The sequence below is a fragment of the Lactobacillus bombicola genome, assembly GCF_900112665.1.
Lineage (GTDB): Bacteria > Bacillota > Bacilli > Lactobacillales > Lactobacillaceae > Lactobacillus > Lactobacillus bombicola.
The window spans coordinates 75,846-95,423 of the sequence record NZ_FOMN01000005.1 but is presented as its reverse complement, the minus strand read 5'-3'; the positions used below and the strand labels follow the sequence as shown (position 1 = coordinate 95,423).

The following is a 19,578-nucleotide window of genomic DNA, read 5'->3' as shown; positions in this document are numbered from 1 at the left end:
GTTCCGTTTCCTGCACCTGGGGTTGAAGTTCCGTTACTTGCACCTGGGGTTGTGGTTCCATTTCCCGTACCTGGAGTTGAAGTTTCATTTCCCGTACCTGGAGTTGAAGTTTCATTTCCTGCATCCGAGGTTGAAGATACTGCAGCATGAGCTGTTGTTGTTACTTGATTATTAGCCGATATACCAAAACAAGTTAGTGCAATTCCACAAACCATAGTTGCTAATTTTTTTCTTGAGTCCATTTTATCTCCTTTAATGTTTATATAGCAAAATATTACATATGTTATTTATTATAGCATATTATTTTAGTTTATATATACGTTAAATTAATTTTTGATATTTCTATCTTTAAGTCCTATCGTTCTTATTTCTATTTTTGTATAAATTATCTTGTATCATCTATATTTTTTGCCTTTTTTCTACTCGCTTTTGGCTTTCTGTAAATCTGGCAAAGAAGTTAAACTAAGTTAATTGCTTACATACAAGTTATGGATAAAGCTCTTACTTAGATACCTAATAAAGCTTTAGTTTTATGGTATGAAAAAACGTAAATTATACTATAAGCAATTAAAAGTAATAAACAAGTTATAATAATTGGTTCCCCCACCATCTGAAAAGCACCTAAAAATTTTATTACGTCGTTAGCTAAAAAATTAAACCTGAATCCAATGAAAGCCATTAAACCATTCAATCCGCCCATAATTATAGGTGGTAAGAATATCAATAAGTTATTAGCAGTAGCCGCTTTGCGTAGCTGCTTTTTATTATAGCCGATATCACCTAAAAATTTGAATTCATCAGTCACACCTAAAGTATCCATGAGTATAGTGAAATAGAGAATACAACCAATAAATACAAAAAACAATACAGAGATAAGAGTTGCCATTAGGAATGCTGCACTATTATATGAAAGTGCATCTTTATTAGTTTTGTAGGCACTTAGAAATTTGATCTTTAACTCTTTGATTTTGTTGTAAAGTTCCTCATTGTCGCGTAGGTTGGCACCATTAATTGCATAAATTGTCTTACTGTTAGCATGTTGACTTATTTTTTTAAACTGTTGGTCATTAACAGCTATGTAGGCAAAATTACCTTTAGCAAATATGGGCCAGATATTGGTCTCTTTCAAACTGACTTTTTGCTTGTTAATATTTACCGTACCACGAGAATTCTTTATCGTATATGGTGTAAAAAGATACGCTAACTTCTTAGAAAATTTGGAATTATGCTGCGGTTTATTATATTGTTGCTTTAATAACCCTTTAAAAGTACTGAGATTAATAATTCTACATTTTTTGGTAGCCATTTTTTCACTTAGTACTATTGGTCGTTTTGCAGTCGCATTAATCACTTTTACCGTTTTAAAATCACCACCGTAATTTTTAGTGATTTGCTTCACCTTGGTCACTTGATCAGGCTTAAGTTTCTGGTCAATTTCTATAGCTGAAGGGACTGTTTTTATTAATGAAGCTTTTTGATAATTTATTAGTAAAAAGCAAGTTGCAGTAAGAGCAATAACAGCCGATATAACTAAAGACAATACAACTAATAGATTTGATTTAGTTTTTAATTTAAACAGCGATTCTGGCAAAAAGATATTATTCGTTGGTCGATACAGCTGACGATGGTTATTGATTTTACGATTAATAAGATAAGCTAAAGTGCTTTTGATAATTAAAAATGTGCCAATTATTACCAATACTAATGTAATCAATGCCATTGGTACAAAACCGATTTTGACCCACAAAGATTGTTGTTGTTTAACAAGATCTAAAACCAAGGCATAGCCTATTAATAACGAAATTATCCCTAAGTAAGCTGTCCAAGACTTGGTCTTAACAGCTTTTTCGCCAACTTGATTTAAATTAGAGATATTTATGATGGATAAGCGCTTAATCAAATGGTGATTATCAAAAAAGATAACTAATAACATAAAAATTGAAAGTGCTATTGTAATTAAGAATGGTAAAAAGGTGAACTGCGTTAGATACGGTATATCAAGCTTTAAAGCTACAATCAAAAGTATTTTTATTAAACTATAAAACAAAATACTAAGAAAGATACCAGCAAAGCAGGCCATTCCAATAATAATGGTGTTTTCTATCATTAAAATTGAAGTAATATTCTTCTTTGACATACCTAGCATTGAATAAATCCCTAGCTCTTCAGCACGCTGCTTTAAGAAAAAACGATTAAAGTAAATAATAAAGAAAATTGTAAATAAGGTAAATAATATCGAAGTAACATAAGACATGAACTCAACTTTTGCTGAACTTGATAAAGAATCAGCAATTACATGGTCTTTAGCGAAAATTTGCAGAGTGTTGAATAATCCTAGAATTAACGAAAGCGAGATAAAATAATTTTTGTATAAGCCAAAGCCGTTTTTGATATTGTTTTTAGCTATTACTTTGTAATTCATAATTAATCTCACTCCCCTAAGCTTCTACTTCGGCTAATCTTTGCGCCAATAGTTGTTGAAAGACATCATTACTATCTTTTTTAACAATTTGGTCAACAATTTTGCCATCTTTTAGAAAAATAACCTTGTTAGCATAACTGGCCGCTAAACTATCATGAGTAACCATTAAGATAGAAGTATTAAATTTTTGATTCACTTTTGCTAAATATTCCATAATTAATTTAGCTGCTTGTGAATCCAACGCACCTGTAGGCTCGTCGGCAAATAAGAGTGCTGGATTCTTAATGATGGCCCTAATTATCGCTACACGCTGTTTTTGACCACCAGATAAAGCCACTGGATATTTATCAAGTTGATCACTTAATCTAAAATATTCGGCTAACTTATCAATCTTTTGATCGATTTCTTGGTCATTTCTACCGAGTAATGACATAGGAACGGCAATATTTTGTCTTACCGTTAAGCTTTTTAATAAACGATAGTTTTGAAAAACAAAACCTAGTTTTTTCTTACGAAAATTGGCAGCCTCATCATCAGATAATTTGGAGATTTCATGCTCATCAACATAGATTGTGCCTCCAGAAGCTGTATCTAACGTCGAAATCATATTAAGCAACGTAGTCTTGCCAGAACCAGACGCACCCATGATTGCTACAAATTCGCCAAAATCAACTGCAAAGTTAATACCGGCTAGTGCTTGGTATCGCTTTTCATAAAATTTAGTAACATTATTTACTCGTAAAATTTTAGTCATAATTAATCCTCGCTTCCTGTTTCCTTGTACTATATATCTAATACAATAAATCTGATAGAAAACTATGTCAATTAGTATCCTAGAAAGTAAAAAAAGAAATCCAAATGATTTTAAATAAAACTTGAAATATTATTTTTTATAAAGCTCTAATTCTAATATCGAAGGGACTTTCTTGAAATATATGGTTCTCAATAATTCATATGCCATTCCTGACGTACTTGTCATCAATCCAAAAACATTTCTTTTTTGTGGAATATCAGATAGCCAATTTTTATTAGTACATAGATCAGTAGCAATTTTTTAGGCCTTTTTAAGACTCTTTAAATAATTGGTGATAAAATATCGGTGATAGACATTCTATGTTGCCTAAACTGCTATGACAAAGGCAATCACTGCACCAATGCCTTTTTATAAAATGCAAGACTTTGCTAATTCAATATCTATATTTAAGATTATAAATTAGTCAATAATATGAATTTTTTTATTCTAGTCATACAATGGAGTTTTGAAATATGAATAAATTTAAGTTAACTGCTAAAATGTCATACCTAATATGCGGTATATTGCAATTTTTGATAGGTCTAATTTACTTTATCTGTTTAAAAAGAAACATAAGCTTTTTGATAATCTTTATATTTTTAGGCATAGCATTGATATTGATACCTTACTTGAAGCCAACAAAAATAGAAAGCAAAAAAAACGATAAAGTAATAGGAATATTATTGATTTGTACAAGCATATTAATGCTTTTATTAGTTCCAAATGATTTGATCTTTTTACTATTTTTGGATTCAGGATTAATTAATTTGATAATCTAACGCGGTAATTTAGCTTATATAAAATGGCGCAATAACCTGATGCGCAAAATTTTAGCTTGTCATACCTTCGCCAAATTATATGAAAAAGGATTAGATTGCCTATATCAAGTCAAGTAGCATGTTCAACTTAAAATTACAATTTTCGCTTTAATTTAATTGGAAAAAATACGAAGGAGTGATTCAAATACAAAACAGCGCTGACATATAGTTAATTGCAATATTACTATTTTTAATAATATATTGAGATTCTATATTGACATTATCTTTTACCTCGCTAACAAAATAAAAACACCGCTTGGTTTCCCTAGCGGTGTGAAATTAGTATTCTGATAGTTAATTAAACGACCTATAACAAAAGGTGAATTAATTTAATTTTCCTTCAGCAATAAGTTTATCGTCACGCTCAGCAAGTTTTTGTTATGTGCTTTGTAACCCTGATTTCCATTAAATTTGCAGCCACGTTTCTTAAAAGTTTTAAATTTCTCGTCCAATTAAAATTTTATTACCATAAATTGGCTACTTTTTATATTGTGGATAGTCATTCAAATAATTACTATCACCGTAACTATACAGATGGCTTCCATCTCCATCATTAAAAGTATCTTTTGCCTTAAATGACTTCTTTTGATGTTTTTGCTGATTTAGGTTTTTCAGGCTTATTTGTATTATTTACTGCTGGATAAGGCAGGAATTCATCATGATCATTTGCTAGTAAAATCTGGGCCTTTAACCATTTAATTTCTGCCCTTAACTGCTTAGTAAACCTCTTAGTATATTTAGTATTAATCAACTCAAAGTGTTTTAAACATTTTTGGTAAAGTACAACTTGTTTCTGTGGTGATAATTTTTGCCCTTGCTTAACTAGCTGGTTAAATGCGCGATTGGCACGTTTATGTTGCTTTGACCAGTTTGCTTTCTCTCTAATGCTATGCAGCTTTGGCTCTGGTTCAGCTTTCTTGGGATTAACTGAAGTGACAGCTGCCTTGTTAGTATTTTGCTTATTAGTGTCTGTTTGCGTATTAGCCGTATCTGCTGAAACTACAGCAATTTGGCTAGTTATAGGTGCAAGCATTGCAACACCAGCAATGGCTAACGAAATAATTTTCTTATTTATTTTCATCTCATTACCTCTTGGATATCAAACATTTTCAATACTATACAATTATAGCATATGTGCTAATAATAACAGATTTAATTTATTAAATTTTGCTACTTTAGTAAGCAGTATAGTCATTTTCTTTTACTTTCACCCATTAAGCCGCGCATAAAAAAGAAGGCTGTTGTTACCGGCCTTCTTTTTTGTTATCCACAGTAATTACCAAGGCGCTATTTAGTTTCTTAGCGCTTTATACTTACAGCATTATTCTGTCTTACTTTCTTCCTGGTCATCCTTATCTACAGATTGTACATCAATATCAATAATGGCATCCCCGTTTAAGTAGACATGTGCCCCATCAGCCGTGAAGTTAACTTCCTTAGTGTCTGGGGCCTTCATTAATAGTTTAGCAATTGGTGTTTCCATTTCCTGTTCCACCACGCGCCGTAATGGCCTTGCACCAAATTTCTTGTCATAACCTTTTTGTGCAAAGTAAGCTTTAGCCTCAGGTGAGACCACCAATTTGACGTCTTTTTTAGCCAAGACATGCGTCATTTTCTTCAAGTAAATATCGATAATCTTTGTCATATCGGTTGGCGTAAGCGCATTAAACGGAACAATTGCGTCTAAGCGATTCAAAAATTCTGGTCTGAAGTAAGCCTCTAGTGCCTTGATCAACTGCTCATGGTCAACTTGACCATCCTTAAGTAAGTTATCTGAGTAGCCTGCATTTGACGTCATGATTAAAATCGTATCCTTAAAGGAAACGGTTCTTCCTTGCGCATCGGTTAAGCGACCATCATCCATAATTTGTAATAAAGCATTAAAAATCTGGGGATTAGCTTTTTCAATTTCATCAAATAAAATCAAGCTATATGGTTGGTGGCGTACTTTTTCGGTCAATTGACCACCTTCACCATAGCCAACATATCCTGGAGCTGAGCCAATGAGCTTATTCACAGCCATCTGGTCTTGATACTCCGACATATCTAAGCGAATTAAATGGTTTTCACCCCCAAACAATTGAATTGCTAATTGCTTAGCAAGTTCTGTCTTACCAACACCAGTTGGACCTGTAAGTAAAAATGAACCAGTTGGACGATTATTATCTTTGAAAATTTGCTTACGAGCAATCGCATCAGTAATAACTTCAATTGCCTTGTCTTGATCAATCACTGTTGCCTTTAATTTTGCCGCTAAATTTAAGTTTTTCTGTCCTTCACTGGCATGTAATTCACTCATTGGAATCCTAGTTTTAGCCTCAATTAGAGCATAGATATCTTGATCTGTAACCCTAGGCGTATCTGCATCATCAAGATGGTCTAATTGGTCACGTAATTTTTCAAGCTGCTGTTTTAGGTCACTGGCCTTAGCATAGTCTTCATTTTGAGCAGCAACTTTTTTATCATTTTCTAAAGTTTTAATACGCTGTTTCAGTCCTGCTTCATCGCTAGGGGTTGCATCAAGTCCTTTCTTTGCTCCAGCTTCATCAAGTAAATCAATTGCCTTATCTGGTAAGTAACGACCTTGAATATAACGTTGTGATAATTCTACGGCAAGTCGGATAGCGCTAGCACTATATTTTACATGGTGATACTCTTCATACTTTTTCTTTAAACCTTCCAGAATCTTCACGGTCACATCAGTTGAAGGCTCTGGCACATCAACTGGTTGGAAGCGCCGCGCTAAAGCCGCATCGTTTTCAATTTGGCGATACTCACTAGTAGTTGTCGCCCCAATCAAATTTAAATCTCCACTAGCTAAAGCCGGTTTTAAAATATTAGCTGCATCACCACTATTATTTTCCGAATCAGTCGAACCAGCGCCAACAATATTATGTAATTCATCTATAAATAAGATGATATTGGGATTTTTCTTTGCTTCATCAATAATTTTCTTTAAACGTTCTTCAAAGCTACCCCGTAAACTTGAGCCAGCAACCATATCATTAATATTAATGGCAATGATATGCTTATCTTTCATTTTTTCAGGAACGTCCCCTTGGGCAATTTTTTGGGCTAAACCTTCAACAATTGCAGTCTTACCAACACCTGCTGGTCCAACTAGCACCGGATTATTCTTCTTACGTCGACTTAAAATCTCAATTACTGCTTGAATTTGTTCATCACGCCCAATTACGGGATCAAATTTATTATTTTTAGCTTGTTCAACTAAGTCAATCCCAATTGGTTGCTCTTTTTGAGTTGGAACGTTTTGCTTAAGATTTTGTGGTGCCATATTCATACTGCTTGAATAGTGAATAGGAATCGAACCATTATTATCACTCGGACTATTAAAGAAAGAATTGTTTAATTCGTTAAATAAGTTATCAAATTCGTTGTCAAAATATGTCATATCTAAACACCCCTTGTATTCATTACAAATTTTAAATTAGCACTCAAAATCATCGAGTGCTAATTTCTTATACTTGTAATTATAGCAGGTTATCCACAGATAGCAAGAAAGATAACTTACTTTTCCACAATTATTTTTCGAAAGCAAAAAGCCTTATCTATCAAGACTTATGGTCCTAAATAAGGCTTACTATTTAGTTATTTTTGGTATAACTGAAACTGGGCACGTAAATATTTTGCTGTCAAACTCTGCCTATTTTGCGAAATATCCACAGGTGTACCACAAGCAACTATTTGTCCCCCATTTACTCCTCCGCTCGGGCCTAAATCAATCATATAATCACTGTTAGCCATAATATCTAAATCGTGGGTAATCGTAATGATTGTCGCCTGCTTATTTAAAAGTTGTTGAAAAACTTGCAATAGCGTTCTAACATCTTGCGGGTGTAGTCCCACTGTCGGTTCATCAAAGATAAACAAGCTGTCTTTTTGTTGCCGGTGCAAATGACTAGTCAACTTTAGCCGCTGAGCTTCACCTCCTGATAAAGCGGGTGTTGCTTCACCAAGATGCAAGTAGCCTAAACCCATTTGACTTAAAGTTGTTAATGTTTTTTGAATTTTAGGCTCTGTTTGAAACAAATTTTGCTGAAGTAGCTCAGCTACTGAGTAGTCGAGTATCTCGGCAATACTTAATCCTTGCCATTTTACCCTTAACACATCTTGATTATAGCGGTGTCCTTCACAAAGTGAGCAAGTTTCAACCATATCGGGCAAATATTGAATATCAAGCGATATTACACCACTACCCCCACAAGCTGAGCAAGCTCCCTCTTTATTATTATAGGAAAAATGACTGGCACGATACTTATAACTCTTAGCTTGCGGTTGTTGGGCAAACAATTTACGCAAATTATCCATAATATCCGTATAAGTAGCTACTGTAGAACGTTGATTTTTACCCACTGGTGAAGAATCAACACTAATTACATTTTTAATTGACTTGCCCTTAAACTGCTTAATCCACTTAGGCATTGGCTGATGTGCTTTTTGCGCCTGCAAAGCCGGTAACAAGGCATCAAGAATTAACGTGGTTTTCCCTGCTCCAGAAAAACCAGTAACTGCCGTCATAAAGCCACACGGAATTTTAACTTGTACGTCTTTTAAATTGAAACGCTGGGTGATTGCTAGGTCAATTTGTCCTAATGAAAAAAGTTCTCTATTAGCTACTGGACGAACAAGCAGTGGTGCATTACCAGTTAAATATGGGCCAATTAACGAATTGGAATTTTGCTTTATTTGTAACGGGGTACCCTGAGCAATAATTTGCCCTCCCTGACTACCAGAACCAGGGCCAATTTCAATAATCCAATCAGCTGCACTGATAATTTCAGTTTCATGATCAACTACTACTAAAGAATTTCCTTGATTAACTAATTGGTGAAAAATATCAATTAAGCCAGCTACATTATCAGGATGCAACCCTACTGAAGGTTCATCTAACACATATAACACCCCAGTAGTTTCTGTTCTTAAAGTTCGGCCTAATTGTATGCGCTGTAATTCGCCAGTCGACAAACTATTAGCTGACCGAGCTAAACTTAGATAATCTAAACCTAACTTCAATAAAGGCTTAACCTGATGTAGTAGTTCATCACTTAAATTTGTAGCTAAGTCTTGCATTGACTGCGGCAACCAGTCCTTTATTGCTTGCATATACTGGGGCAACTCACCTAAAGTTAATTGTTCAGCTGTCACAATATTTTTCCCAGCAACTAATTGTTGCCAACGGGTAGGATCAATACGATAGCCCTGGCAATGCGGACAAGTATTGAAATGATAAAAGGAATTTATTCGTTCAAGCCCGCGTTCAGACTTAGTAGTCTTACGCGAATTAATTACTGCATTATAGGCATTTTCATATAAGGCATCAAGATGATAAATACGTCCAGTCGAAGTTGGAACATCTACTGGTACTTTTCTCTCTTCACCATGAAGCACGATTGCTTTTTCTTTCTTAGTTAAGTCGCGGTAAGGAATATCTGTACGAACTCCTAATTCACGGGCAATACGCCACATCCAATTGCGTCCAGGAATCTGCCAAGTAGCAATTGCACCGTCAGCAAGCGTTTTATTTTCATCAGCAATAATTTTACTGTCATCAAGTTGTTCAACCTTCCCTAAACCCTGACATACTTGACAAGCACCATCTGAATTAAATGCAAAATCTTCCGCGCTAAAGGCATAAAATTCCACCCCACATTCTGTACAATGAATCTTACCCATTTGCTCACCGGTTAAATCCATTGCCTGCGCTATTTCAATAGTGGGGGCATTTCGATGTCCCTTAGGACAAACAGGTGACCCGAGCCGGGAAAAAATAAGGCGTAAAATATTAAAAATTTCAGTCACTGTTCCTACTGTTGATCTTATTCCAGGTATATCAGGACGCTGGCGCAAGGCAAGAGACGATGGAATATGGCGCACTTCATCAACAGCTGCGCGTCCTACTTGATTAATTCGTCTTTTCGTATAAGTGGCCAAGGAGTCAAGATAGCGGCGCGCGCCTTCTGCATATAATATTCCCATTGCCAAACTAGATTTACCAGAGCCACTAAGACCCGTTACTGCTACAAATTGATGCAAGGGAATCTCAACATTAATATTCTTCAAATTATTAACTCGGCCACCAATTACTTCAATCTTTGTTGGTTGTTCTTTATATTTCATGATTAATCATCTTTTCTTTTATTTGTTTTCACCGATTTGTTAGGCTTTTTCAATAAATACTGGCGAATCACTTGAATTACTTGTTTATTTTGGGGCAATTCAGAATGATCTGCTTGCTTACCGGTCACGATTATGGCCGTATAAGCTTTAACTTGATTTTGAAAAATAAACTTACCCGCTGCTACACTACTTTCAGGTACAATGCCGTCAGACTCATAATTTTTACCACCAGTTAACGAATAAACCTTTAAGCTTTTCGGTAATTTACTACGTCCTTTAATAAAGTCTGCTAACATCTGCGTTCGATTGGCTATGTTTTTTTCAGTAAAGTTATAAGGCGTCCCCAAAGTCATTAACCGTTTAATCTTAGCATCGCTGTCATATTGTGAATAGTAATGTTCTAACCAATAAGTCCAAATAAGTCCTCCATTAGAATGACCAAAAGCATTAAAATTATTAAATTTATAGTTCTTCATTAAAGAGTCAAACGCTATATCTAGCCAATAAGCTTGCTTTCTTATATTTGCATATCCATCGCGATTATCGGTAAAACCGATAATAATGAATGGTTCGAGGTCATTTTTCTTAATTGAACCACTATATGATAATTTTGCTTCACGTGAAACAGTGATTTTTAATACGCTATGTCGACGCACAGTTGTCTTATTTAGCTGACTAATTAATTGATTAAATCGTTCTGTTGTTGCACTTGATCCCGGCACCATAATTACGGGCGAAAGTAACGATTTACTCCGTTCTGCTCGAGTATTATTTTCTTTTTTCATCCAGGAATAACTGGGGATAGATAAAATAATCATAATTACGACTAATCCGAGTAGCCATTTATAATTGGTGTTTTTATTCATTTACATTCTCCTGCGTGGCCTCACTTAACTTTTTGCTTACCCGTTCACTAAGTTTAATAATTGGCCACAATAAGCCAATGTCACTTAAAAACAACAAAATTGTAAAAATCAACGTTCCCCAATTGCCATTAGTCCCAAAAAAGGGAACTAATAACCCTGGTGTCCCTTTTAAAATTGGATATACACTCACCGGAATAAGCCGTAAGCTAATTGCACTAGCGGCTATTAGTAAATTAAATAGTGGAATTAAAATGCTCGGTAACAAAAATACGGGATTCAGCATAATTGGTAGCCCCACGGTAAAGCCCAAAGTTGAATTAAATGCTGCTGGCAAAAGGCTAATTTTGGTTAAAGAAACAATTTCTTTATTTTCATGACGCAGCATTAATATGACAATGATTGCTAAAGTAACGCTAGAGCCACCCATCATAGCATAATTATTAATTAAAGAACTACCCAAAAATTGATAAGGAACCTGCCAAGAATTGCCATGTTGTAAAGCATAGGTTAAATTTTCTGCAGAATGAGCATTATTAATTGTTCCAGAAAGGGCATGTACTGGAAAACCTATACCCAACCAATTTAAAAAAGTAATAACTACTGTGAGTAACATTACTTCCCATAAATTATTTGTAATCTGTACTCGATTAATAAGTTCATTAAAACTAGTCGAATTTAATAGCTTAATTTTTAAATCATAAATAAAAATTCCTAAAATAATACTCAATATGAGACAAACACAAGCTGGAAGCGCAGCTTGCCAAACCCGGCTTTGAATAGTCCTTGTACTTTCATCTTTAACAGGCTGATAATCTTTACCCAAAAATCGATAAATAAGACCAACCCCATAGCCAATAACTAGAGCAATAAATACCGCATTAATTTGTAATAAGTTTTCTGAAAAAAGCTGTTGGGTATTGCGATTAGTACTAGATGCATAAGCACAAAAAAGAATAAATAAGACAGCAGTTATACCGGCCATACTCGAATCTTTATGATAAATTCGAGCCGTATATTGAGCCATAAAGTAACAAGCATACAGTCCAAAAATGCCAAAAGTTACTTCCACCATGCCCGCACTAATAAATGAACCCGTATACCAAAACTGATCTGATATTACCTGATCTAAACCAAAAATATTGTATATTAGTCCGTCGGGGGCAAAAACCAAATTATGCAAAAGTTTAAAATATGAACCAGCCATGGCAATTGGCATTAACATAACTAAAGTACGTTGAGCAGCTTTAAAAAAAGAACACTCACGAATTTTAACTATAGTAGCGATATCAATCATTTTTTGAACTCCTAACCAAACTATTAAGACAAAATAATACGCCACTTATTCTAAGCCAGCAAATTTTACGTATAGTTCTTATTTATTTTTTAACAGTCATTTTACTCAAAATGTTATAATAGCTGTAACTTCTAGAAGGTGAAAAAATGAGTAAGAAAAAAATCGAATTATCAACCAATGTAGAAATGTTGATTAAAAAATATCTCGATCTTAATGATCTTAGTTTGGATGAATTAACTAATAGAGCTCTTAAAGCATACTTAGTTAATCACCTAAGTTCAACACAGGTCAAGGAAGCTTTGAAGCAAGCCGATGAAAGTGAATCAAGCTATTCAAATAAATTATTTCAAAGCAACATTGATGATTTAAATAAGCTTTAACTAAGCAAGCCAAGCAGGAAAGTTCCTACTTTTTTTGGATAAAATAAAAATATCCTAGTGTTTAACACTAGGATATTTGAATTCTTAAGGAGACTTTTATTATTAAATTTAAATCTAGTTTATGATATTAATAAAAATCGCTTAGACAGTTACTTAATACTTAAAGAGGTTGTTATATCTCTTGGCAACATATGATTTGAAAAACTCTGCAATTCAGTTTCAAGTATCCGCAATTTATCAGTTCTTTCCTTTAAAAATGCTACTATTAAGGTTAATAAATCGATGCCCTTATGTGGGTCTAGTTCAGTCACTGTTTTAATTTTCTGTAAACGATATTCTACAGTCTTGGGGTGAACCATTAAAATATTAGCCAGTGACGACATAGATACTTGATCTTTGGCATACAGCCATAGGGTTAGTTGTGTATCTTCATCAATTTGACTTAGCTTTTTTCGGATAGCTGGATAATCTAAGGTTGAATGCATGATATTAGCCATATTTGCCACTTCATCATAATAAACAGTGGCATCAAACTTATTCGTTAATGTTAAAGCAAACAGTGCTTCTTTAATACTGCCCGACAAGTCAAAATGTGGTCTACCAATACCAATAAAAATGTTTTTAGGTAAATTAGTTAAAAAATTTTTTTCCTTATTTTGCCGCATAACATATACGCGTTTACTTTTATCTAAATTAAATGCTAATCGCCATTCAGGCAAATTGTTATATTCACTTGAGGCTACTACAGCAATATATTTTATATCTAGGTCAACGCCATTGATTTTAGCACGCCCATCAAAACCATTATCAGCTACCGGCACATCATAATCTGAAACGTATAACCACTCATGCATAAATTTTTCAAGCATATTTATCGTTCTCCTATTTAACTAATTAATATATAAATTTTTTCTTATATAAATTTACTATCTGCAAATAGGTAATTAAATAGCTCTATCAAGTAACTGTTCGGCAATTTTTTCTTAATCTGGAACAATTACTGTTCCATCACCATCTTTTAAATAAGAAGAAACATTATCTAATGATGTAATAATAGCTTTATGACCGGTTGACTCTGCGTATGAAATAGCAGCTTCAACTTTTGGTTTCATTGATCCGCTTGCAAATTGATTATCTGCTAAATATTCTTTCATTTGGGATACGCGAACTTCATGCAAGTCTTTTTGGTTTGGCTGTTGATAATTTAAAGTTACATATTTTACAGCAGTTAAAATTATTAATTCATCAGCATCAACTAGTTCAGCTAATTTTGCTGCTGAAAAATCTTTATCAATTACTGCTTCAATACCATGAACTTCAGCTCCCGCTTTAACAACGGGAACACCACCACCACCACCAGCAATTAAAGTCACATCATTATCTACCAAAGTATTAATTGCTTGGGCTTCCATAACACTAATTGGTTTAGGTGAGGGAACCACTCTTCTAAAGCCGCGACCAGCATCTTCAACAATTTGCCAATCAGAGTGTTCTTTTTCAATTTCTGCCACTTCTTCTTCATTATAAAATGGTCCAATTGGCTTTGAAGGATGTGCAAATGCCTTATCATGTTCATCAACAACTATTCTAGTTAACATTGTTGCAACATTTAATGATAATTGTCGCCTTTTTGCACATATGTTTAAGGCATTGGCCAGCCATAAGCCAATTTCGCCTTGCGTCATAGCGCCAACTGTATCTAATGGCATAGCTGGATTGCTTTTGGTACTACCTGCAAGTTCTTGTAATAATAGATTGCCCACTTGCGGGCCGTTGCCATGAGTGATGACTAATTGTATATCTCCTTTAGCAATAAACTCCGTTAGGTAATCCGCTGTCTTCATTAAGGCGGCTTGTTGGGCTTGTGCTGACGGATCATCGGTTAAGATGGCATTGCCTCCCAATGCAACAACAATTCTTTTCATACTTTCCTTTCTACGCTTTTAGCTTACCTAGAATAAGTGCAATAATTGCAGTTAAAGCTAAAAGACCAATAATAATCATAAAAATCCATTCAATCTTACTAATTGGGTGATTATTTTCTTTGCGAGCACGGTAATATAAAACAAAACCAATCACATAGGCAATGGTACACAGCCACAGATATTGCAACCCCGCAAAGATCATCCCCACAACTTCAAAAACTAAAGCAATGAGACCACACCAAATCATGCTCTGCTGTCTGTTCTCTAAACCTAATTTCAATTCATATGCGCCAACCAATGCATAACAAACAGCAATTGAAGATGTACATAAGGAGTAAGCAAAGTTGTATGCTTGGTCTGTAAAAAGCAATGTAATTAAAAATAGTTGAATTAAAATTTCAGTTAACCAAAGAGAATTAGCTGGGGTCCTGTGTTTATTCAATTTACCAAACCAATTTGGTAGTAAACCTTGTTCAGCCATTAATGAAGTAGCTTCAACTGGTAACATTGTCCAAGATAACCAGGCACCTAATATGGAAATAATCAAGCCAACTGCAATAAATGCACCGCCAATTGGTCCCGTCATTTCCTTAAATAGATAAAGCAAAACAGGATGCCGCATTGTTTGTAATTTAGCAAGCGGCAAATAGCCATATGGTAAAATAGAAACAACTATATAAATACTTAATAAAGAAAACAAACCAATAATTGTTGCTTTACCTGCATCTGACTTTTTCTTGGCACGAGCAGCCATTGTTGTAGCGCCCTCAATACCAACAAACACCCACATCATAACCATAATGCAGCCTTTAATTTGGTTAAAAATGCCAGCTCTTGTTGGTGCAGTATACGTCACTTTACCCATAAGATTGGTAGACATATTGGCCCAAAAATGACTTGTAAAAATACCTGCCTTAAAAGTAATAAGTGCAATTACAATAAATGCAAAAATTGGAATCATTTTAGTTATAGTAACAATCGCATTAATAACTGCGGCTGATTCAATTCCCTGAGTAACTAAAATTGTTAGTGCCCAGGAAATAATTGAGGCAACAATAATTGCACTAATACTATTACCTGACTTTAATGGTGGGAAGAAATAACCTAATGAAGACATTAGCATCGTTGCAAATGCCACATTACCAAGCCAAGCTGACAGCCAATAACCCCAGCCAGAAATAAATCCAGCAAAATCACCAAAACCTGCACGAGCATAGTCTGATACTCCAGTTAAGTCCGGTTTAGTCAAAACTAAATTATTTAAACTTAAAGACAATGTTAAAATACCGATACCAGTAATTACCCAAGCTAAAAGTGCTGCCCCCGGTGTAGCCGCTTGTGCTAAAGTCGATGGTAAATCAAAAATTCCTGAACCAATTGCTGAACTAACAACTAAAGCAACTAGAGCTGGCAGAGCTATCCCTTGCTCTTTGGAATCAGTCATGACTAGTGGCCTGCCTTTTCAAGCTCTGGTACAGCTGGAATAAACATATTGCCTAAAGTTGCTGCCATAATCGCTTTAATTGAATGTTTTCGGTTTTCGGCTTCATCCCATTGGCGAGCGTACTTGCTACGAAAGACTTCATCGGTAACTTCCATTTCGGTAATACCATACTGTTCTTTAACATCTTGACCATATTCTGTGTTAGTGTCATGAAAAGCTGGCAAGCAATGCATAAAAATTAAATTATCGTCATCCATGCCTGTTTTGTTCATCATTTCCATATTAACTTGATATGGTTTAAGTAATTTCACCCGATTTTCCCAATCAGACTCACCCATTGAAACCCAAACATCAGTGTAAATAACATTAGCCCCTTTAACACCTTCATCAATATCAGCCGTTACCAATAAGTTAGCGCCTGATTCCGCAGCAAATTTATTTGCTAAATCAACAACTTCTTGAGTTGGGTGTAATTCTTCTGGTGCCACAATATGAATATTGACGCCGAGCATTGCACCAGTTACTAATAAAGAATTAGCCATATTATTGCGACCATCACCAACAAAGGCCAGTGTCAAGCCTCGCAAATGACCAAAGTTTTCTTTAATTGTCATAAAATCGGCAATCATTTGGGTTGGATGCCATTGATCAGTCAAACCATTCCAAACTGGAACACCGGAATATTTTGCTAGTTCTTCGACGTCTGTTTGTTTGAAACCTCTAAATTCAATACCATCAAACATTTTGCCTAAAACAATTGCAGTATCCTCAACGGATTCCTTTTTTCCTAATTGAATATCATTAGCTCCTAAATACTCAGGATGTGCACCTAATTCAATTGCTGCGGTAGTAAACGCTGAACGCGTTCTAGTTGATGTTTTTTCAAATAATAAAGCAATATTTTTTCCTTCTAAATAATGATGCGGAATATTTTTTTGCTGTAAGGTCTTTAAGTGTAGCCCTAAATCAATTAAATATTGAATTTCTGCTGGAGTGAAATCCTTTTCTGCTAATAGTGAACGTCCTTGAAATACTGAATTAATAGCCATTTTATTTCTTCCTTTTATTTATTTAATTTTTTATAAGTCTTCACGCCACAGAGGTTGAGACATACAACGCGGACCACCACGACCTCTTGAAAGTTCACTTGAAATAACTTCATGCACCAGAATATCGTGTTCACGTAACATTTCATTACTTACATAATTACGGTTATAAGTAACTACTTCACCTGGGGCGATAGTTAAAGTATTGGAGCCATCATTCCATTGCTCACGTGGGGCAACAATATCATCAGCATTACCAGTCATAATCAAATCTAATTCTGATAGATGGAGGACTTGTTTTAATGTTTCCCCTAAATCAGTGTGATGTTCCATCTTGATTTTGCCGTTTTCATCTGGGGTCATAACAAAAATATTCATTTTCCCGGCTTCATCCATAATTCCTGGAAAAACAGTAAACTGGTCTTTATTGACCATCGTAAATACCGTATCAAGGTGCATCATGGCGTGATTATGTGGGATTTCAATCGCTACTACTGTATCAAAGTGACTATCATTATTAGTAAATAATTCTTGTGCCAAACCTTCAATTGACTTAGATGAAGTTCTTTGTGAAACACCAATTGCTAAAACATGATTGTTTAATACCAATTCATCCCCACCCTCAATTCGGGTACTATGGTTACGATCGCGCCAAACATTAACATGACCTGCAAAACGGGGATGATATTTCATCACAAATTCAGTAAATAATGATTCAGGCTGACGAGCTTTAAAAGTCATATGATTAATAGTAATTCCTGAACCTATAGAGGCCTGTGGATCCCTTGTAAAATATGCATTAGGTAGGGGATCGAGTAGAAATGGGTCATTAGCATCACTACCTGCCAAATCGTGTAGGGTTTCATTTTTTAAATCCAAATCAATTTCATTACGACGAATACCGCTATAAAGCTTAGTTACCATATCATGCAAGTCAAAACTATTAAGATATTCTTGCAAGACATCATGTGTTACACCCGCTTCATAACCATGTTCACTAATGTATTGCTTAATAAACTCTTGACGAATTTCTGAACTTTGACCTAATGCTTCAACCGCTAAGTCATCAATATATAGGGTCTCAACCCCATTCTTTCTTAAGGTTTCAGCAAAATAATCATGTTCTTCTTGGGCAATTTTCAAGTATGGGATGTCATCAAACAACAGATTCTCCATTGTGTCAGGAGTAATATTTTCAACTTCGGCACCTGGACGTTTCAACAATACTGTTTTTAATTTGCCAATTTCTGAATTAACATTTATTGCTGGATTTTCCATCTTTATTTCTCCTTTATGCAACAATTGTAAAATTATCAAAAAGCGCTTTCATTAATTTACGTGATAATTATTGCAAAAACACATATGTGATAAAACGGTATTTTTGATAGTCTTTTTTATCCATTTAGATAAATAAAAAGCACTTACTAACAGGTTACGTAAGCAAGTGCTAATAATGATTGAATAACTATAAAGACATAATATCTTCTTACTCAATCTCTTTTTAGTTTTTAATGATTTCCCAACTATAAATAAAAAGCATATAAAGTAGTTGCCCTTTATATGCTTTAATGAAATATTAATTAAATTGATCTCCAGCCAATTGACGATAAAAATTAGCTCTGGTTGTTTGAACATACGGAACTATCCAAATAAGTCCTATGCCCAAAGTAAGTAAACCTATTAAATACCAGCCCAAAAAGCTTAAGTCTAAAACAAATAATTGCCATTTGTGTCCCACCATCAACCGACGACTTTCAGTAATTCCAGTCGTAGCATGAACTTCTTTACCACTTTCAACCAAGTCGCTCACAATATACGGAGTTAAAGCATAAGAATAACTTTTAATAATACCTGGGACAACAAGTAAAAGTGTCCATAAAATTTGAAACACATAACTACACAAATAATTTAAAAATTCTGGAATAAAACGATTGTCAGTAAAGACCGAAAAAACAGCTTTAAACAAATTGTGCTTATATCCTCTAGATAAATGTAAGAAGGTAATAGCCATACTTAACATGAAAAAACCGCTAAAAAAGCCCAATCCAGTACCTAAAAAAAAGGTGCCATTCGTAACATACGGTCTTACTATTTCAACAACATTATTACCTTGAAAATTACCAATATTATCTTTCATATTATAGCCAAAAATTAAGCCATTTAAGATTACTATAATTAGACCAATACAGGCGGCCCAACCCCAATTACCACGAAGCTCTTTTTTAGCTTCTGCTTTTATTTCTAATCTGTTCATATTTTCCTCCACACAACTCTCCTAATAAGTTAATTTTAACCTAAACAAGTGATTATTAGCAAAGAATATACAAAGAGCTTAATTCCACCAACATCGGAACTAAGCTCACACAGTGTTTATACCGTCAGCACTGACCACATAAAAAGAAATATCATTTTCGCTACCGTAGAAAATGAATAAATTATTCTTTTCGCCAAC

The 19,578-nt window shown here is 34.5% G+C and carries 14 protein-coding genes and 1 pseudogene; 1 reads left to right on the top strand and 14 read right to left on the bottom strand.

What is annotated here, in order from left to right; all coding sequences use genetic code 11:
• The 8 genes and pseudogenes from BM203_RS05440 to BM203_RS05405 form a co-directional block, all read right to left on the bottom strand.
• A pseudogene (locus BM203_RS05440) lies at positions 1-242 on the bottom strand (hypothetical protein); the annotation flags it as partial.
• 263 nt (positions 243-505) lie between these two features.
• The gene (locus BM203_RS05435) at positions 506-2,422 is read right to left on the bottom strand and encodes an FtsX-like permease family protein (RefSeq protein ID WP_090093379.1); all 1,917 of its coding nucleotides are present in this window, start codon (positions 2,420-2,422) and stop codon (positions 506-508) included.
• A 16-nt stretch (positions 2,423-2,438) separates the two neighbouring features.
• A complete protein-coding gene (locus BM203_RS05430; protein ID WP_090093378.1) occupies positions 2,439-3,176 on the bottom strand; it encodes an ABC transporter ATP-binding protein in 738 nt (245 codons plus the stop codon).
• Between the two features lie 1,428 nt (positions 3,177-4,604).
• Positions 4,605-5,114 carry a hypothetical protein gene (locus tag BM203_RS05425; protein ID WP_090093377.1) on the bottom strand — a complete coding sequence of 170 codons (510 nt, stop codon included), beginning with the start codon at positions 5,112-5,114 and terminating at the stop codon, positions 4,605-4,607.
• A 240-nt stretch (positions 5,115-5,354) separates the two neighbouring features.
• On the bottom strand, positions 5,355-7,445 hold the full coding sequence (locus BM203_RS05420) for an ATP-dependent Clp protease ATP-binding subunit (protein ID WP_090093376.1): 2,091 nt from the start codon (positions 7,443-7,445) through the stop codon (positions 5,355-5,357).
• A 197-nt stretch (positions 7,446-7,642) separates the two neighbouring features.
• Positions 7,643-10,171, bottom strand: coding sequence for an ATP-binding cassette domain-containing protein (locus BM203_RS05415; protein WP_090093375.1), 2,529 nt, complete (start codon positions 10,169-10,171; stop codon positions 7,643-7,645).
• A gap of 2 nt (positions 10,172-10,173) precedes the next feature.
• Positions 10,174-11,037 carry an alpha/beta hydrolase gene (locus BM203_RS05410; RefSeq protein WP_090093374.1) on the bottom strand — a complete coding sequence of 288 codons (864 nt, stop codon included), beginning with the start codon at positions 11,035-11,037 and terminating at the stop codon, positions 10,174-10,176.
• On the bottom strand, positions 11,030-12,331 hold the full coding sequence (locus tag BM203_RS05405) for a PTS transporter subunit EIIC (protein WP_090093373.1): 1,302 nt from the start codon (positions 12,329-12,331) through the stop codon (positions 11,030-11,032). The genes BM203_RS05410 and BM203_RS05405 overlap by 8 nt, the downstream gene beginning before the upstream one ends.
• A gap of 146 nt (positions 12,332-12,477) precedes the next feature.
• Between BM203_RS05405 and BM203_RS05400 the strand changes: the two genes are divergently transcribed.
• Positions 12,478-12,711: a hypothetical protein gene (locus BM203_RS05400; protein ID WP_090093372.1), complete on the top strand. Its 234-nt coding sequence runs from the start codon at positions 12,478-12,480 to the stop codon at positions 12,709-12,711.
• 149 nt (positions 12,712-12,860) lie between these two features.
• Here the strand turns inward: BM203_RS05400 and BM203_RS05395 are convergent, their stop codons facing one another.
• From BM203_RS05395 to BM203_RS05370, 6 genes are all read right to left on the bottom strand, one after another.
• On the bottom strand, positions 12,861-13,580 hold the full coding sequence (locus BM203_RS05395; RefSeq protein WP_090093371.1) for a helix-turn-helix domain-containing protein: 720 nt from the start codon (positions 13,578-13,580) through the stop codon (positions 12,861-12,863).
• A gap of 114 nt (positions 13,581-13,694) precedes the next feature.
• Complete coding sequence (gene arcC, locus BM203_RS05390; RefSeq protein ID WP_090093370.1) at positions 13,695-14,636, bottom strand: carbamate kinase; 942 nt, start codon at positions 14,634-14,636, stop codon at positions 13,695-13,697.
• Between the two features lie 10 nt (positions 14,637-14,646).
• Positions 14,647-16,080: an arginine-ornithine antiporter gene (gene arcD / locus BM203_RS05385; protein ID WP_090093368.1), complete on the bottom strand. Its 1,434-nt coding sequence runs from the start codon at positions 16,078-16,080 to the stop codon at positions 14,647-14,649.
• A gap of 2 nt (positions 16,081-16,082) precedes the next feature.
• Complete coding sequence (gene argF, locus BM203_RS05380; RefSeq protein WP_090093366.1) at positions 16,083-17,129, bottom strand: ornithine carbamoyltransferase; 1,047 nt, start codon at positions 17,127-17,129, stop codon at positions 16,083-16,085.
• A gap of 30 nt (positions 17,130-17,159) precedes the next feature.
• Positions 17,160-18,404, bottom strand: coding sequence for an arginine deiminase (arcA, locus tag BM203_RS05375; protein WP_090093364.1), 1,245 nt, complete (start codon positions 18,402-18,404; stop codon positions 17,160-17,162).
• Between the two features lie 298 nt (positions 18,405-18,702).
• Positions 18,703-19,380 carry a DUF975 family protein gene (locus tag BM203_RS05370; protein ID WP_090093363.1) on the bottom strand — a complete coding sequence of 226 codons (678 nt, stop codon included), beginning with the start codon at positions 19,378-19,380 and terminating at the stop codon, positions 18,703-18,705.
• Positions 19,381-19,578: the final 198 nt, after the last annotated feature.

What these genes read in the sequence shown, in the direction of transcription:
- BM203_RS05435 (WP_090093379.1), bottom strand. Translation starts at nt 2,422, where the DNA reads ATGAATTACAAAGTAATAGCTAAAAACAATATCAAAAACGGCTTTGGC.
- BM203_RS05430 (WP_090093378.1), bottom strand. Translation starts at nt 3,176, where the DNA reads ATGACTAAAATTTTACGAGTAAATAATGTTACTAAATTTTATGAAAAG.
- BM203_RS05425 (WP_090093377.1), bottom strand. Translation starts at nt 5,114, where the DNA reads ATGAAAATAAATAAGAAAATTATTTCGTTAGCCATTGCTGGTGTTGCA.
- BM203_RS05420 (WP_090093376.1), bottom strand. Translation starts at nt 7,445, where the DNA reads ATGACATATTTTGACAACGAATTTGATAACTTATTTAACGAATTAAAC.
- BM203_RS05415 (WP_090093375.1), bottom strand. Translation starts at nt 10,171, where the DNA reads ATGAAATATAAAGAACAACCAACAAAGATTGAAGTAATTGGTGGCCGA.
- BM203_RS05410 (WP_090093374.1), bottom strand. Translation starts at nt 11,037, where the DNA reads ATGAATAAAAACACCAATTATAAATGGCTACTCGGATTAGTCGTAATT.
- BM203_RS05405 (WP_090093373.1), bottom strand. Translation starts at nt 12,331, where the DNA reads ATGATTGATATCGCTACTATAGTTAAAATTCGTGAGTGTTCTTTTTTT.
- BM203_RS05400 (WP_090093372.1), top strand. Translation starts at nt 12,478, where the DNA reads ATGAGTAAGAAAAAAATCGAATTATCAACCAATGTAGAAATGTTGATT.
- BM203_RS05395 (WP_090093371.1), bottom strand. Translation starts at nt 13,580, where the DNA reads ATGCTTGAAAAATTTATGCATGAGTGGTTATACGTTTCAGATTATGAT.
- arcC (WP_090093370.1), bottom strand. Translation starts at nt 14,636, where the DNA reads ATGAAAAGAATTGTTGTTGCATTGGGAGGCAATGCCATCTTAACCGAT.
- arcD (WP_090093368.1), bottom strand. Translation starts at nt 16,080, where the DNA reads ATGACTGATTCCAAAGAGCAAGGGATAGCTCTGCCAGCTCTAGTTGCT.
- argF (WP_090093366.1), bottom strand. Translation starts at nt 17,129, where the DNA reads ATGGCTATTAATTCAGTATTTCAAGGACGTTCACTATTAGCAGAAAAG.
- arcA (WP_090093364.1), bottom strand. Translation starts at nt 18,404, where the DNA reads ATGGAAAATCCAGCAATAAATGTTAATTCAGAAATTGGCAAATTAAAA.
- BM203_RS05370 (WP_090093363.1), bottom strand. Translation starts at nt 19,380, where the DNA reads ATGAACAGATTAGAAATAAAAGCAGAAGCTAAAAAAGAGCTTCGTGGT.